The sequence below is a fragment of the Mycobacterium lehmannii genome (assembly GCF_001499925.1).
In the GTDB taxonomy this organism is placed as follows: Bacteria; Actinomycetota; Actinomycetes; order Mycobacteriales; family Mycobacteriaceae; genus Mycobacterium; species Mycobacterium lehmannii.
In genome coordinates this window covers 349,822-365,016 of record NZ_LQIR01000023.1, presented here as the reverse complement: position 1 = coordinate 365,016, position 15,195 = coordinate 349,822, and the positions used below count along the sequence as shown (strand labels likewise).

The 15,195-nt window shown below is 65.0% G+C and carries 17 protein-coding genes; 15 read left to right on the top strand and 2 right to left on the bottom strand.

Going from position 1 to position 15,195, the window contains the following annotated elements; translation table 11 throughout:
• Position 1: 1 nt before the first annotated feature.
• The 15 genes from AU192_RS14665 to AU192_RS14600 all read left to right on the top strand — a co-directional run bounded on the left by AU192_RS14665 (position 2) and on the right by AU192_RS14600 (position 12,532).
• Entirely contained in the window at positions 2–601 is a 600-nt protein-coding gene (locus AU192_RS14665) for a TetR family transcriptional regulator (RefSeq protein WP_064397288.1), read from the top strand.
• Between the two features lie 78 nt (positions 602–679).
• Positions 680–1,360, top strand: a complete 681-nt coding sequence (locus tag AU192_RS14660; RefSeq protein WP_064397286.1) for a hypothetical protein — start codon at positions 680–682, stop codon at positions 1,358–1,360.
• Positions 1,361–1,419: 59 nt separating this feature from the next.
• Positions 1,420–2,022, top strand: coding sequence for a TetR/AcrR family transcriptional regulator (locus tag AU192_RS14655; RefSeq protein ID WP_064397284.1), 603 nt, complete (start codon positions 1,420–1,422; stop codon positions 2,020–2,022).
• 157 nt (positions 2,023–2,179) lie between these two features.
• Positions 2,180–3,715, top strand: coding sequence for a nitric oxide reductase activation protein NorD (locus AU192_RS14650; protein ID WP_064397281.1), 1,536 nt, complete (start codon positions 2,180–2,182; stop codon positions 3,713–3,715).
• Between the two features lie 33 nt (positions 3,716–3,748).
• Positions 3,749–4,552 carry a CbbQ/NirQ/NorQ/GpvN family protein gene (locus AU192_RS14645; RefSeq protein ID WP_064397279.1) on the top strand — a complete coding sequence of 268 codons (804 nt, stop codon included), beginning with the start codon at positions 3,749–3,751 and terminating at the stop codon, positions 4,550–4,552.
• A gap of 14 nt (positions 4,553–4,566) precedes the next feature.
• The gene (locus tag AU192_RS26150) at positions 4,567–4,695 is read left to right on the top strand and encodes a hypothetical protein (protein WP_256387040.1); all 129 of its coding nucleotides are present in this window, start codon (positions 4,567–4,569) and stop codon (positions 4,693–4,695) included.
• Positions 4,683–5,375 (top strand): hypothetical protein, encoded by a 693-nt coding sequence (locus AU192_RS14640; RefSeq protein WP_233151289.1) that lies wholly within the window; start codon positions 4,683–4,685, stop codon positions 5,373–5,375. Before AU192_RS26150 ends, AU192_RS14640 begins: the two co-directional genes overlap by 13 nt.
• A gap of 16 nt (positions 5,376–5,391) precedes the next feature.
• Complete coding sequence (locus AU192_RS14635; protein ID WP_064397275.1) at positions 5,392–5,835, top strand: hypothetical protein; 444 nt, start codon at positions 5,392–5,394, stop codon at positions 5,833–5,835.
• Entirely contained in the window at positions 5,832–7,055 is a 1,224-nt protein-coding gene (locus AU192_RS14630; protein ID WP_064397273.1) for a cytochrome P450, read from the top strand. Before AU192_RS14635 ends, AU192_RS14630 begins: the two co-directional genes overlap by 4 nt.
• Positions 7,052–8,101: an NAD(P)H-dependent amine dehydrogenase family protein gene (locus AU192_RS14625; RefSeq protein WP_064397272.1), complete on the top strand. Its 1,050-nt coding sequence runs from the start codon at positions 7,052–7,054 to the stop codon at positions 8,099–8,101. Before AU192_RS14630 ends, AU192_RS14625 begins: the two co-directional genes overlap by 4 nt.
• Positions 8,094–9,149 (top strand): NAD(P)H-dependent amine dehydrogenase family protein, encoded by a 1,056-nt coding sequence (locus tag AU192_RS14620; RefSeq protein ID WP_064397270.1) that lies wholly within the window; start codon positions 8,094–8,096, stop codon positions 9,147–9,149. The genes AU192_RS14625 and AU192_RS14620 overlap by 8 nt, the downstream gene beginning before the upstream one ends.
• Entirely contained in the window at positions 9,146–9,568 is a 423-nt protein-coding gene (locus AU192_RS14615) for a VOC family protein (RefSeq protein WP_064397268.1), read from the top strand. The genes AU192_RS14620 and AU192_RS14615 overlap by 4 nt, the downstream gene beginning before the upstream one ends.
• The gene (locus tag AU192_RS14610; protein WP_064397267.1) at positions 9,565–10,734 is read left to right on the top strand and encodes a cytochrome P450; all 1,170 of its coding nucleotides are present in this window, start codon (positions 9,565–9,567) and stop codon (positions 10,732–10,734) included. The genes AU192_RS14615 and AU192_RS14610 overlap by 4 nt, the downstream gene beginning before the upstream one ends.
• A complete protein-coding gene (locus AU192_RS14605; protein WP_064397465.1) occupies positions 10,731–11,957 on the top strand; it encodes a cytochrome P450 in 1,227 nt (408 codons plus the stop codon). Before AU192_RS14610 ends, AU192_RS14605 begins: the two co-directional genes overlap by 4 nt.
• Complete coding sequence (locus tag AU192_RS14600) at positions 11,957–12,532, top strand: isomerase (protein ID WP_064397265.1); 576 nt, start codon at positions 11,957–11,959, stop codon at positions 12,530–12,532. The genes AU192_RS14605 and AU192_RS14600 overlap by 1 nt, the downstream gene beginning before the upstream one ends.
• Here AU192_RS14600 and AU192_RS14595 read toward each other — a convergent pair.
• A complete protein-coding gene (locus tag AU192_RS14595) occupies positions 12,449–13,783 on the bottom strand; it encodes an MFS transporter (protein WP_120275634.1) in 1,335 nt (444 codons plus the stop codon). The genes AU192_RS14600 and AU192_RS14595 overlap by 84 nt on opposite strands.
• 87 nt (positions 13,784–13,870) lie before the next feature.
• Positions 13,871–15,169 carry an MFS transporter gene (locus AU192_RS14590; protein ID WP_064397263.1) on the bottom strand — a complete coding sequence of 433 codons (1,299 nt, stop codon included), beginning with the start codon at positions 15,167–15,169 and terminating at the stop codon, positions 13,871–13,873.
• Positions 15,170–15,195: the final 26 nt, after the last annotated feature.

Sequence of the window (15,195 nt, the reverse complement as noted above, 5' to 3'; positions counted from 1 at the left end):
TATGGCAGTGGTAGACAAGCCATCGGCACGCGAGGCCAAGCGACTACAGACGCGAGAGCGACTGATGGGCGCGGCCATCGCCGAGTTCAAGCGAGCGGGAATGGCCGATGCCGACGTGGGAGCGATCGTCGCTGCTGCCGGAGTTGCCCACGGCACCTTCTTCTTCCACTTCCCGACCAAGCAACATGTGCTACTCGAGTTGGAGCGCCGCGAGGAGGAGCGCATCGCCAAACAACTCGGCCGGTACGCGGATTCCAAACGCACCCTGCCCGCGATTCTCAAAGAGGCGGTCCGGTTGGTGCTGGGGCTGGAACGCCGTCTCGGCGCGGAGCTGTTCAAAGACTTCCTCGCACTGCACTTTTCGCAGAGCCGACCCGCCGATGAGAGCCAGGAACACCCGGTCATCGTCAGGGTGGCCCACGAGATCGAACGCGCTCAGAAAGCCGGCCGGGTGGCCCCTGACGTCAATCCGATGAACAGCGCGGTGTTCTTCCTACTCGGCCTGTACGCCCTGCTGACCACCACGACCCAGTGGCCGACCCAGAGCGCGATGCTCGACGACTACATCGCCAGGACGTTGCGAGGCATCGAGGTGCGCTGATCGGTTGACTTGAGTCAATTCCACTGACAAGCTCATGGCACTTACCGGCTACAGGAGGTGCCTGTGAATCCGCCCGCAATGACCGTAACCGCAAGCGGGCTCGACGAACATGAAGAGGCCTCGCGACTGGCGCAACGTCAGGCCGACAAGTGGCTCATCTCGGGCAGCGTGCTCATTGGCACCGCAGCGCTGGGGATCTTCGGGCTCCCCTTGTTTCTCCGCGGTGTGTGGTTGCTGCGCAAGGCTGCCCGTAGCGGGCTGTCCGTGCGGCCGATGTTGGTGACGCTGCTGGGATACTGCGTGATCGTCGATGCCGCGATCAACGTGTTCGGCTGGGCGCTGGACCTGGTCGCCCACCACACGATACTGGCCCGAGTGTTGTTGAACGGCTGGGGCGCGATGTTCGATGCCGGATATTTCTGGCACTACAACGAACTGTGGATCGGCGGTGCGGCCGGACCGGGGGAGAAGGCGCTCGAAGTCGGCCTGATCCTCACCGTTTTCTGTATGCGCATTGCCGCCGGCATCGGTTTTTTGCAGATGAAGCGCTGGGGTCACCAGTGGATGATCATCACCTGCTGGATGGGCGTGGTGATCTGGTGTGTGTACGTGTTCAACATGACGATGTATGCCGATGTTCGCTACGCCGGGGTTATCCTGCCGGTCGTCGGCTGGTGGATCTACGACATCTTCTACATCACCCCGTTCCTTGCGATTCCGTACCTGCATTCGGTGAACAGGGAAATCTTCTCCGACTAACTTTACGACTGACTGAACTCATTGACTTCAGTCAGCATGTGCGTTACAAAGAGCGGACCATGACGTCACAGGTGAAGGTGTCGGCGCGTCAAGCTCAACGGCTGCAGACGCGCCAACGCATCCTCGCCGCGGCGATCACCGAGTTCACGAAGTCCGGTATGGCCGGTGCCGACGTCAATGTGATTGCGGCGGCGGCCGGTGTCGCACACGGCACGTTCTTCTTCCATTTCCCCAGCAAGGAACATGTACTGCTCGAGTTGGAGAGCCGCCAGGAGGCGCGTATAGCCGCGGAGTTCGCCGACTTCCTTGAGTCCCGCCACGATCTGGTGACCACGTTGACCGCGGTGGTCGACCTGGTGACCGATCTGGAACACCGCTTCGGCCCCGTGCTTTTCAAGGAACTGCTGGCGCTGCACTTCTCGCCGACGAGGCCGCACAAAGACGACTGGACCGACCATCCGGTGGTCGTCCTGCTGGTGCGCGAACTGGAACGCGCCCGCGGCGACGGCGAGGTCCATCCGGAGGTCGACGCCTTCTACAGCGCGACCTTCTTTCTGCTCGGCATCTACGGCGTGCTGACCACCACCGACAACCCGAAGACCCGAGAGATCATGCTGGCCAAGTTGGTCTCGACCGCCATGCGCGGCTTGGAAGTGCGATGACGGGTTCGTACAGGCAACGACACAACAACCGAGGAGTTCGACGTGTGGGCTTGGATATGGGAGATCTTGCGCTATGTAGGGGCATGGGGCGGCGCCGCGCTGGTCATCTGGTTCTGGTACTGGATGTTCTCCAGCCTCGGCACGTTCTAGGGCAGCGATGACTGATCTGTCCGACGCTCACGCACTGGCGGTCGAACGCAGTTGCGCCGTCACCGCTGTCGCCCTGAGCGGCCAACGCCGCGAAGGGGTGCGCCTGGTGACCGGTGAGCATCGCCAATTCAGTCTGAACCCGGGACTGGACTACGTGCTCGTGCCGTACCCGTCTTTGGGCCGCGACTGGACCCGCAGAACGCTGACATGCGGTGTCGCGCTTCAATGTTCACCTTCCAAAGAGCGCCTCGCCCACTACCGGCTCAACGAACTCACCGCGCGCGAGCTTCGTGCGCTCACGCTGGTCGAAGCCGGCGTCGCGTTGGGCTGGGTCGCGGCCAACTGGCCCGGGCTGGTGGTCGAAGCGCGGCGATTGCTACCCGATCTCGAAATGCTGCCCGATGACATGACAGCCGACGCGATGCTCGAACACGCGATCTCGTTGTCGCGCAACGGACAGCCGGTCGGCGACGTCCCGGGTGTGGTGGGCAGGCTGCCGCTGGCGTACACGGTGCCGCAGGGCCTGTCGGACAAACTACGGCGCAGCTTCGGCCGGATGCCGTGGACCACGACGCAAAAGAGGCTGCCGCGTCCGTACTCCGTTCCCGTCGGCGGCGACGGGGGAGTCCGCAACCCCAACCTGCCGCCGCCCAGCCGACCCCAGGACAACGACCTCGATCTAACCCCGGATCACCGGCCCGGCATTCCGTATCCGGAATGGAACGAATGGACAAAGAGTTTCATGCGCGACCACGTCGCGGTGCTGGAACGCGCTCAGTCCAGCCGCAACCGGCAACCCGGAACGGTGTCGGCCGATCTGCGCAAGTGGTTCAGCGAACACACCCACCGTTCGATGAAGAACCGACTCGAAGACGGGTCCGACCTGGATGTCGAGCAGTATGTGAACCATTACATCGACCTCACCACTGGGGAGGCCATCGAACCGCGCATCTTCCGCGAACTGCTCCCCAGCAGCCGCGACGTCACCACCGCGCTGCTGTTGGACGGCAGTTCGTCGCTGGGGGTGCACGGCGGCCGGATCTTCAAACTCGAACTGGCCTGCGCGGACGCACTGTCACGCGCGATGACGCTCGCCCGTGAACGACACGGCATCTTCGTCTTCACCGGCAACACCCGACACCGGGTCGAGGTCAACTGCCTCAAGGACTTCGAGGACCGGCGTTTCGTGCCGCCCAGCCGCCTCGGGTTGTCGACCGGTGGCTACACCAGGCTCGGTGCACCGCTGCGGCACCTGACGAGCCGCCTCCTGGCGCAGCCCTCGGAACGTCGCCTGCTGATCGTCATCGGGGACGGGCTGATCTCCGACGAGGGTTACGAAGGCCGTTACGCATGGGCCGACGCCGCCCACGCGGTCGAGGAAGCCAACGACGCCGGCGTCTCGATGTATTACGTCGGTGTCGGACCCACCCGGGTCGACCCGCTGCCCGAGGTCTTCGGACCTCGCCGCTCCCAACGCATCCGGCGCGTCGAAGACCTGCCGCGGGTGCTCGCCCATGTCCACCGCGAACTTGTCGCCGCCTGAGTGCACAAACCAATCGAAGGAGCTCGAGCACGGATGACCAACGACACCTACTACTCGAACAACAACGAGGTCCAGTTGTTCGAGCAGGCTTACCACCAGCGCCTGCCCGTCATGCTCACCGGGCCGACGGGTTGTGGTAAGACGCGGTTGGTCGAGCACATGGGGGCGCTGCTGCGCCGCCCAGTCGTCACGATCAGCTGCCACGACGACCTGACCAGTTCGGATCTCGTCGGCCGGTTCATGGTCACCGGAGGTGACGTGGTGTGGACCGACGGACCGCTGACCCGCGCGGTCAAGGCCGGCGCGATCTGCTATCTCGACGAGGTCGTCGAGGCGCGCCACGACTCACTTGCCGTGCTGCACTCGTTGACCGACCACCGCCGCACGCTCTACCTCGACCGGGCCGACGAAATCGTCCAGGCGCCGGAGTCCTTCATGCTGGTGTGCTCGTACAACCCCGCCTACCGAAGCTCGCTCAAGGAACTCAAGCCGTCGTTTCGGCAGCGGTTCGTCACCCTGCCGATGAGATATCTCCCGCCTGACCGTGAGGCCGAGGTGATCGTCGCCGAAACGGGCATACCACTGCCGGCGGCGAGCCGGCTCGTCGCATGCGCCACCGCGATCCGCACCGCCGACGAAGCGTTTCACTTCGAGCCGCCGTCCACCCGCGTGCTGGTCACCGCCGCACACTTGATCGCCGCGGGCGCAACCGAATTGGATGCCGCCGAAGCCTGCATCCTTGCGCCGCTGTCCAGCGACGGTGCGGTCACCGACGGCCTGCGCGAAGTGGCCGTAGCCAGCCTGGCCGCCGCCAACAACTCGAGCAACCCCCAGTGAGAAAGGGAGTTTAGATGGACCCCAAGGAGAAGCAACGCAAGAAAGCGCTGATCATCCTGCAGATCGTCATCTACGGCTATCTGCTGGCGATGTTCCTCATTCAGCTCTACATGTCGATCGAGCGTGGCTGGTGGTCACTGTGACCGCGACCGCCACAGTCAGTCTCGAAGACCACCACGAAGAATCTCGGGTCGCGCAACGCCGAGCCGACAAGTGGATGATCATCGGCGCCGCGCTGATGGGCATGTGGGCGCCCGGGCTGATCGGATTCCCCATCTTCATGCGCGGGGTTTGGCTGCAACGGCAGGCTGCACGCGCGGGCCTGTCGGTGCGGCCGATGATTGTCACGCTCATCGGCTACCTGGTGCTGATCGACGGCATGCTCAACAGCCTCGGCTGGGCGCTGGATCTGGTGGCCAACCACACGCTGATCAACCGGGTGCTGATGATCGGCTGGGGCCACATGTTCGATGCCGCCTACTTCTGGCACTACAACGAGCCGTGGGTCGGCGGTTCCGCGGTGCCGGGCGAGAAGGCGTATGTCGCCGGGCTGATCCTGACCGTCTTCGCGATGCGCTGCGCCGCGGCGATCGGCTTCCTGCAGATGAAACGCTGGGGTCACCAGTGGATGATCATCACCTGCTGGATGGGCGTGGTGATCTGGTGTGCCTACGTGTTCAACATGACGATGTATGCCGACGCCCGGTACGCCGGTGTGCTGTTCCCGGTCATCGGGTGGTGGCTCTACGACATCTTCTACATAACCCCGTTCCTCGCGATCCCGTATCTGCACACGGTCAATCGCGAAATCTTCTCGGACTGAACAAAAGGAGCACGTCATGACACCACCTGCGGGCTCATCGACAACCGATGAGAAAGACCCGGCCGAAGACCTTCCCCCGGGCACCACGCCGTACTACGCGCGCATGCACAAGTACATCAAGCGCGCGGTGCTCGTCTGCCTCATCGCCCTTGTCATCGAGGGGGCGTTCACGCTGCCCTTCATGGCGGTGTGGTACGGCTACCCGACCCTGAGCCTGACCGAGATCTGCAGCGGCCTGCTCAAGGTCCGCTACTCCGACGACACGCTCGAGTGCAAGGTTCCGTATCCGCCGCTAGGCCCCCCGGAGGGTGCCGAAGGCAAAGACACCGCACGCGACGAATGGGGGATCCAGCCGGTGCCGAAGTACGACCGGATCGGGTTCCGCGAACTGGTGCGTATTCACGAAGAGAGCGAAGCCCGCAAGGCCGCCCAACAGCAGCAGGAAGATTCGGCTCCGTGAGCGGTAAGTCGGCGGCAGAACACGCGGAGAACTGGGATTTGCGCCACGAGGACTTCAACGACGACGATCTCCTCTACGACGTGTACACGGTGATGCGGCGGAAAGCCCCTTTCACCCACACCGACACCCCTTTTCTCACCACCATGCCGGACAGCGCGTGGGTGGCGGCGCGGTACACCGAGTGTTACCGAATCCTGCAGGACTGGCAGCATTTCTCGAGCAATCCGACTCCGGATGCGACCGAGGCGTTCGGCGGTGATCTGGTGATCACGCTTGATCCGCCCCGGCAGCAGAAGTTCCGCAAGGTGCTCAACCCCTACTTCTCGCCGGCGCGGATGAAGGCTCTACGGCCCCAGATTCGCGATGAGACCGACCGGCTGATTGACAACTTCATCACCACCGGGCGCGGCGATCTCGCGCAGGTGGCGTGGCGTCAGCCGGGCATCGTGTTCTTCAAGTATGTGCTCGGCATGCCGGTCGAGGACGTGCCGTTGTGCATCGAACTCACCGATACCGCGCTCAACGGCGCCACCGAGGAGGAACGGGCACCCGCCTGGGGCGGGCTGTATCAACACATCCACGACGCGGTGACCGCGCGCACCGACGCACCGCCCCGCGACGACATGATCGACGTGCTGCGCAGCGCCGAGATCGACGGGGAGCGACTGCCGTTCAACGACGTGGTGGCCAACGCCATGCTGCTTGTCCAGGCCGGTCTGGAGACGACTGCCAGCGCGATGTCGTGGTCGTTCCACTATCTGGCGACCCACCCCGCCGAGCGGGACCGGCTGATCGGCGAGCCGGAGCTACTGCCGCGCGCGGTGGAGGAGTTCATCCGTTTCGGCGGATCGATCCACGGCATACCCCGCACCGTGGCCGAAGAAGTCGAGTTGGGCGGCCGGACCTTCCGCCCCGGCGACTCGGTGATCGTCAACTACGCCTCGGCCAACCGCGACGAAGAGGCGTTCGTCGATGCACACCGTTGCATCCTGGACCGCCGGGACAACCGCCATCTGGGCTTCGGCGCCGGTGTGCATCGGTGCCTGGGCTCCAACCTGGCCCGGCTGGAATTGCAGGTGGGCTTGGAGCAGGTGCTGACGCGAATGCCGAACTTCACGCTGGACCAGGCGACATCACCTGTGTTCACCGGCAATTCCATCACCCGCGGCTTCCGCTCACTTCCCGTCATGTTCGACCCAGCCGAAACCTCGGCCGCATGACCTATCGCATCGTCCAGTGGACCACGGGCAACGTCGGCAAGCGATCCGTCCGCGCGGTCGCAGTCAACCCGCACCTGGAACTGGTCGGGTGCTACGCGTGGTCGAAGGACAAGGTCGGTCGCGACGTGGGGGAGCTGTGCGGCATCGACGCGCTCGGCGTGTCCGCGACCGATGACGTCGATGCCCTGCTGGCGCTGGCGCCGGATTGCGTTGTCTACAACCCGATGTTCGCCGATGTGGACGAGATGGTCCGGATTCTGCGCGGGGGCGTCAACATCGTCTCCACGTCCGAGTTCATCACCGGACACTTCTTCGGCGACGACCGCGACCGCATCGTCGAAGCCTGTCAGGACGGCGGCTCGACCATCTTCGGTAGCGGGATCAACCCCGGGTTCATCCAACTCTTCGCCGTCGTTTCGGCCGGGCTTTCCGAACGCGTGGACAAGGTTTCGGTCGTGGAGGCCATCGACACCACCATCTACAACTCGCCGGACACCGAGAAGCCGATGGGCTTCGGGTATCCGATCGACCATCCGGACCTCAAGTCGATCACCGAGAAGGGTTCGGCCATCTTCCGCGACGGTGTCCTGCTCGTCGCTGACGCACTCGGCGTCCAACTCGACGAGGTCCGATGCGACGTCGCATACGCCCAGACCACCGCTGACCTCCGACTGCCCGGCGACTGGTTGATCGCCAAAGGCTGTGTCGCCGGAGTCGATGTCGGCTGGAAAGGAATCGTCGGCGGCAAGGAGGTCATCGAAATCCGCGGCCGGTGGCGCAAGGGGCAGACACTCGAACCGGATTGGGAACTCGACATGGGCTACACCGTGGAGGTTCAAGGCACACCCACGATCAAGACCACCCTGAGTTTCCTTCCCCCGGAAGGCTTCGTCGGTGAGACCATCGACGACTACATCATGCTGGGCCTGTCGATCGTCGCGATGCCCGCGATCACCGCGATCCCGGCCGTCGTGGCCGCTCCACCGGGCATCGCGACCTACACCGATCTGCCGCTGCTGCTCCCGAGAGGAGTCCTCAATGTCTGAACGGAAGTATCGCGTGATCCAGTGGATGACCGGCGACGTCGGCCAGGTCGGAGTTCGACACTTCGCCCAGTGCCCGGTGTTCGAGCTTGTCGGTGTGCTGGTGCACAGCACGGACAAGGTCGGCAAGGACGCGGGGGAGATCGCCGGCATCGGGGCGACCGGGGTCATCGCCACCGACGACGTCGAGGCGGTCATGGCGCTCGACGCAGACTGCGTCTTCTACACCCCGGTGATCATGGACGTCGACACCGTGTGCCGGCTGCTGCGGTCGGGCAAGAACATCGTCACCACAAGCGGATTCTTCCATCCCACAGAACATTTCCGCGAAGCTGGCGACAAGATCCGCGCCGCGTGCGTGGACGGCGGCACGTCGTTTCACGCTGGCGGCATCCACCCCGGCTACGCCGGTGACATCCTGCCACTCACGCTCGCTCGGGTCGCCTCCCGCGTCGACAGGGTCGAGGTGTGGGAGGTCGTCAACGTGCTCACCGACGCCCCGATGGATCACATCGACTGGATGGGCTTCGGCAAGGACAAGGACAAGTTCCTCTCGGAGCCGACGATCCTCGGTCTCGGCGTCCCCTTCTTCGCCCAGTCGATGCACATGATCGCCGACGGTCTCGGCGTGACCATCGACGACGTGACCGCAGACGTCAAGGCCGCGACAGCCACCCGCGATATCCCGCACGACGAGGGCGCCATCCCGCGCGGAACCGTGGCCGCACAACACCATACGTGGACCGCGATGGTTGACGGCGCGCCGCTGATCGTGTTCCACGCCATCTACCTGACCGGCGGACCCGACGAACTCGATCCGCCGTGGGACTGGGGACGGACGCGGTACCGCATCGTCATCGAGGGAGATCCCCCGACCGAGCTGACGATGCACGGGCGGGTGGCCGCGGACGGCACCATGACCCACCCCGGATACACCTGGACGGCGATGGGCGCGATCAACGCCATCCCCGATGTCTGCGATGCGGCGCCGGGCTGGCTGACCCATTTGGACCTGGGCCTGATCCAACCGCGCGGGCTGGTGCGCAGATGACGGCCAGTGCGGAGCCGCGCTTGCACCACGTCGTGTTCGCGGTGGCGCCGGAACGTCGCGCCGAGGCGGCCGCGTTGTTCACCGAGCTCGGGTTCGCCCTTCAGGAGGCCGAACTGACCGAACTCGGTGTGCGCGTACATCTGGACTGGGATCGCGGCATCGAATTGATCAGCCCGGTACCCGGATCGACCGCTTCGGTGGCAGCGCACGTCAACGATTTCCTCGAGCGCCACGGCGACGGGGTGTACACCGTCGTGCTGCGGGTGCCGGATGCCGCGGCCGCCGAATCCGTCGCGCAGCGCTACGGTTCGAGTATCCGTTTCCGACAGGGATTCTCGGGAGAGGGCTCATATCTCGACGAGATCGATCTGTCGGTTCTGGGGCTCCCAGTGACGCTTCTGGCCACCAACGTGTCATGACCGAGGTCCCGGGGTTGACGCAGGTCCTCTACGAGGATCTGCCGATGGCGCGCGACCGCGGTGAGGGTTGGGCCAAGCTGCGGGGCCTCGGCCCGGTGCTCCACGGCGAGGGCTGGTATTACTTCACGCGGCGCGACGATGTGCTCACGGCACTGCGTGATCCGGAGACGTTCTCGTCGAGAACCGACTACGACGACATGATCAGCCCGGTGCCCCTGGTACCGCTCGGGTTCGATCCTCCCGAGCACACCCGTTACCGCCGGCTCCTGCATCCGTATCTCAGCCCGCAGACACTGAGCGCGCTGCTGCCGACGCTGCAGGCACAGGTGATTGACATCATCGACGAGATCGCCGGGCGCACCGAGTGTGAAGTGATGGCCGATCTCGCAGTCCCATACCCGTCGCAGGTGTTTCTCACGTTGTTCGGCCTTCCGCTCGAGGACCGCGAACGCCTGATCGCCTGGAAGGATGCGATCATCGCGGTCAGCCTGGCCACGGATCCGACCAGTGTGGATCTGACCCCGGCGGCCGAGCTCTTCGGCTATCTCACCGAAGCCGTTCAGACACAGCGGGAGTCGCCACGCAACGGCATACTGTCTGACGTTCTGCACGCCGAGGATGCGCTGTCGGATGCCGAAGCGACGGGGATGTCGCTGGTGTTCGTCCTCGCGGGCCTCGACACCGTCACCGCCTCGATCGGCGCCGCGATGCTGGAGCTGGCCCGCCGCCCCGATCTGCGCCGGCACCTGCGGGACAACCCCGACGACGTCGGCGCCTTCGTCGAGGAGGTGATCCGGCTGGAACCCGCCGCGCCGGTGCTCGGGCGGGTGACCACCCGACCGGTGACGGTCGCGGGGGTCACGTTGCCCGCCGGGGCGCAGGTGCGGCTTTGCGTCGGCGCCATCAACCGCGACGGAAGCGATCCGCTCTCCGGTGACGATCTGGTCATGGACGGAAAACTGCACAAGCACTGGGGCTTCGGCGGTGGCCCGCACCGGTGTCTGGGCGCCCACCTGGCCAGGATGGAGCTGCGACTCGTCGTGACCGAATGGCTGTCGCGCATACCCCGGTTCGACCTCGTCCCCGGCTACGTTCCCGAGATCACGTGGCCTTCGGCGACGTGCGCACTGCGCGAACTGCCGCTGAGGATCGAGAGGACACCGTGATTGTCGAGGCGGCCAAGCCGAGCGTCTTCGATGCCGGGCTGCCGACGTTGACCTACGACATCACCGCGACACCTCAGGAGATCTACCCGCAGTTCCAGGCAGCGCAGAAGCAAGCGCCGGTCGCGCTCGGCCCGATCGGACCGGAGGTGCTGTCCTACGAACTGGCCAGGACCGTTCTGCGCGACCCGCGGTTCGGGATTCCGCGGGGCATTCACCTGTCGGCGCACGGCATCACCTCAGGGGAGCTGTGGGACAGGGTGACTCGCAGCATCCTGAATATGGACGGCGATGAACACCGCCGGTTGCGCGGTCTGGTTTCGAAGGCCTTCACACCGCGGGCGACCGCTCGCATGGACCCCACGATCCACACCGTCGTCAACGAGCTCATCGACCGCGTCGCGGACCTCGGCCGGTGCGAGTTCGTCGACGACATCGCGAGGCCCTACCCGATCCCGATCATCTGCGCCCTGCTGGGTGCGCCCAGGCAGGACTGGCAGCGGTTTTCGCGTTGGGCCGAGGGCATCTTCAAAATCGTCAGCTTCGACTGCGATCTCGTCGAAGAGGAACCGATGATTCTGCGGGCCTGGGACGAGTTCGACGGCTACATCGACCAGATGATCGCCGACCGGCGCGAGGACCTCACCGATGATCTGCTCTCCGAGCTCATCCGCACCGAGGACGACGGCGACCGGCTCGACGCCAGCGAGCTGCGCATGCTGGCCTTCAGCGTGCTGATCGCCGGAACCGACACCACCCGAAGCCAGCTCGCGGCGTCCATGCAAGTGTTGTGTGAGCACCCAGAGCAGTGGGAACTGCTACGCGACGACCCCGGCCTGGCGATGCGCGCCGTCGAAGAAACGATGCGACATTCACCGTCGATGTGCAGCACCGTCCGAAGTGCGCTCGACGACGTCACGGTCGGTGGAGTCACGTTTCCCGCCGGAACGTTCATCATCGTCAACACCTACGCCGCCAACCGCGATCAGACCGTCTACGACGACCCGGCCCGCTTCGACATCACCCGTAGCGATCCGCCGCCCATCCTCACCTTCGGTGGCGGCGCGCACTACTGCCTGGGGGCCAACCTCGCCCGGCGCGAGCTTTGCGAGGCCCTGGTCATCATCGCGCGACGCATGCCGAATCCGCGCGTTGCTGGACCGGCACCATGGAAGCCGCTGCTGGGTATGAGCGGACCGACGAGCCTGCCGATAGAGTTCGGTTGATGCGGTACAGGATCGACCCCGATGTGCTGCACGGGGTCGCGCAGCAAGTGGTCGGATTGCCCGTCGACAGCGGCGAACTCACCACGCGCGCCGTCGAACTGCTCGCCGACGCGTACCCCGATCTCATCGATGCGGCACCGGGACGGTGGGTGGCGAGCAAAGCAGGCGGCATCCTCGGCAAGGTGCGGTTCGTGTACTTCAGCCCGCGTGAGTACATCGTGATCTTCGGTTCCCCGACGGGCACGCAGGGTTTCTCCGGTCGCTACAAGCGGGTGCAGATCCATAAGTTCTTGATGGCGGGCCGCATCGACTCCTACGACCTCGAATCCGACGACAACACCGCAATGGCATTGCTTCCGGGTGAGCGAACATGCTTGGAGAAGGGGCAGGCGCGGGGCCTGACCATCCATCCCGGGTCGTGGCACCTCGAATACGGGCGCGGTGCAGTGGCGACGACTCTGCCGTTCGCGATGGTCGACACGCTGCTGGTGTCACTCGAACTGGACTCGGTCCGCCGTTCGACGGTCGAGTTCTCGCGGTTGATCCGTCGCCGGCCGCGTCCACGCGCCCGGTAGGAAGCAGGCCGATATCGCCGAGATCACCGAAACCGCAACGAGATAGGCCACAATCGAGTTGCTCGTTCTGGTCGCCGTGTACAGGGCGGTGGCGATTGTCGGAGCGAACGCCGATCCCACCACCTGAGACAGGGTGTAACCGATCGACACGCCGCTGTAGCGGACGTCGGGGTCGAACGCGAGGCTGAACAGCGAGCCGGTCACGCCCGCGGCCGGCGCCATCGCGAGGCCGAAGACCAGCAGGAGCGCGGCACCGAAGAGTAGCGCGCTGCCAGTGTTGATCAGAGCGAACGCCGGGCCGATCGAGATGCCCATCAGGATCACGCCTGCCAGGAAGACGGGCTTTCGGCCCAGCCGGTCAGAAAGCGCCCCGAACATCGGGTAGGTAGCGACCGCTACCACCGCCGCCACGGCCACCCCGAAAAGCGCTTGCGTGCGGTCGATCCCGGCGACGGTCGTGCCGTACGACACCAAGTAGGCCACGCAGATGTATGCGAACACTCCTTGAGACAGGTACGCCCCGGCGACCAGCAGTATCTGCTTCCAGTGCCTGCGGAACGCGTCGGCGATCGGCATGCGCACCACCTGTTCGCGCCGCCGCAGAGCCGCGAAGTCCGGACTTTCCGATATGGACAGCCGGATCACCAGGCCGATGACGATGAGCAGGGCGCTGGCCACGAACGGGATGCGCCACCCCCACGCCAGAAACTGGTCGTCGGGGAGCCGTGACACCGCCCAGAAGGCCAGCGTCGCGCATGCCGTCCCGGCGGGCGCACCCATCTGAGGGAACGCCCCGTAGAGCCCTTTGCGGCGGTCCGAGGCGTGCTCCACGGCCATCAGCGTCGCACCGCCCCACTCGCCTCCGACCGCGAAACCCTGCGCGAGCCGCAACACGGTCAACAGGATCGGGGCGGCGAGGCCGATCTGGGCGTAGGTCGGCAGAAGCCCCATGAGCACCGTCGCGGTCCCCATCACGAGCAGCGAGTAGACGAGCATCTTCTTGCGCCCGACGCGGTCGCCGAAGTGGCCGAACACCACCCCGCCGAGGGGGCGCGCGACGAACCCGACGCCAAAGGTGGCGAACGACAACAGCAATCCCGTGGCAGGTGACACTGCGGGAAAGAACAGTTTCGGGAACACCAGCGCGGCGGCGGTGCCGTAGATGAGGAAGTCGTAGAACTCGACCGTTGTTCCGATGAAACTGGCCAGTCCAACGCGCATCGGCGAGACCGGTGAAGACACCGTCGACATGCATCGATTGTGTGCCATGCCCGATTTCGGTGCACCCGGTTGCGATGAGCGCGACCAAATACGCCGAAATCACCCCGCCTGTGTGCGTTATGTGTGCACCGTCGCCCGCAACGGCTGTCGGGCGGTTTCCCGCATCGTCAAGAGTGTCGCGATGCTGATCACGGCCGCGGCGATCACGTAGTAAGCCGGGGCGATCTGGTTGCCGGTGCGGTCGACGAGCCATGTCGCCACGTACGGCGCGGTCCCGCCGAAGATGGCCACGGACACGTTGTATCCGATGGAGTAGCCGCTGGAGCGGACCCTGGTGGCGAACAACTCGGCGCCGGCGGCCAGGGATGCCGACACGAACACCGACTCCAGCGCCGCCAGGGCGGCGTGGGCGGTGACGGCAGCGGCCAGCGAGCCCGAATTCAACAGCAGGAACAGCGGATAGGCGAAGACGGCGAAACCGATTGCACCCGAGTACAGCAGCGGTTTGCGTCCGATCCGGTCGGACAGCGCACCGAGTGGCGGGATCAGGAGGATCGCCACGATGCTGGCGACGGCTATCGAGATGAAGGCGTCGACCTTGGTGAACTCGAGGGACTCGGTGAAATACGTTGGCAGATAGGTGAACACGATGTAGAAGCCGACGTTGTGGATGACGACCAGGCCGGCGATCTGCAGGATGGGGCGCCACGATGTGCGCAGCGCCTCGCGCAGCGGCGACGTGGCTACCTCGCCTTTTTCGCGCAGGTTTTCGAACTCGGGTGTGTCGCTCAACTGCAGTCGGATGTAGAGGCCGACGACACCGAGCACACCGGCGATCAGGAAGGGGATCCGCCAACCGTAGGAATCCATCGCCGGCTCGGACAGGACGGTCTCGAGACCGGTGACCGTCAGCGCCCCCAGAAGGAAACCGACGACCACCGACCACACCAGGAACGACACGATGAAGCCGCGGTGTTTGTCGGTGGCGTACTCGGCGAGGAAGCAAGCCCCGCTGCCGTATTCGCCGCCCGCTGAGAAGCCCTGCAGACACCGCAGAAACAGCAAGATCAGCGGTGCCGCGACGCCGATGGAGTCGTAGCTGGGGACCAGGCCGATGACCAGGGTCGAGGCCGACATCAGCAGAATGACCAGCGCGAGAACGCGTTGACGGCCGATCCGGTCGCCGAGCGGACCGAAGAAGAAGCCGCCCAACGGCCGCATGAAGAACGCGGCCGCGAAGACGGCGAAAGTGCTCAGCAGCGCGGCGGTCTCGTCACCCGGAGGGAAGAACTTGTCGGCGATATAGGTCGCCAACAACCCGTAGATGGCGAAGTCGAACCACTCCACGGCGTTGCCGATCGACGCGCCGGTAACCGCTTTGCGAACGGCTCGGGGCTCCGCGGTGCGCACAGCCATGCCGCTGTATTCCCCGACCCTCCGCG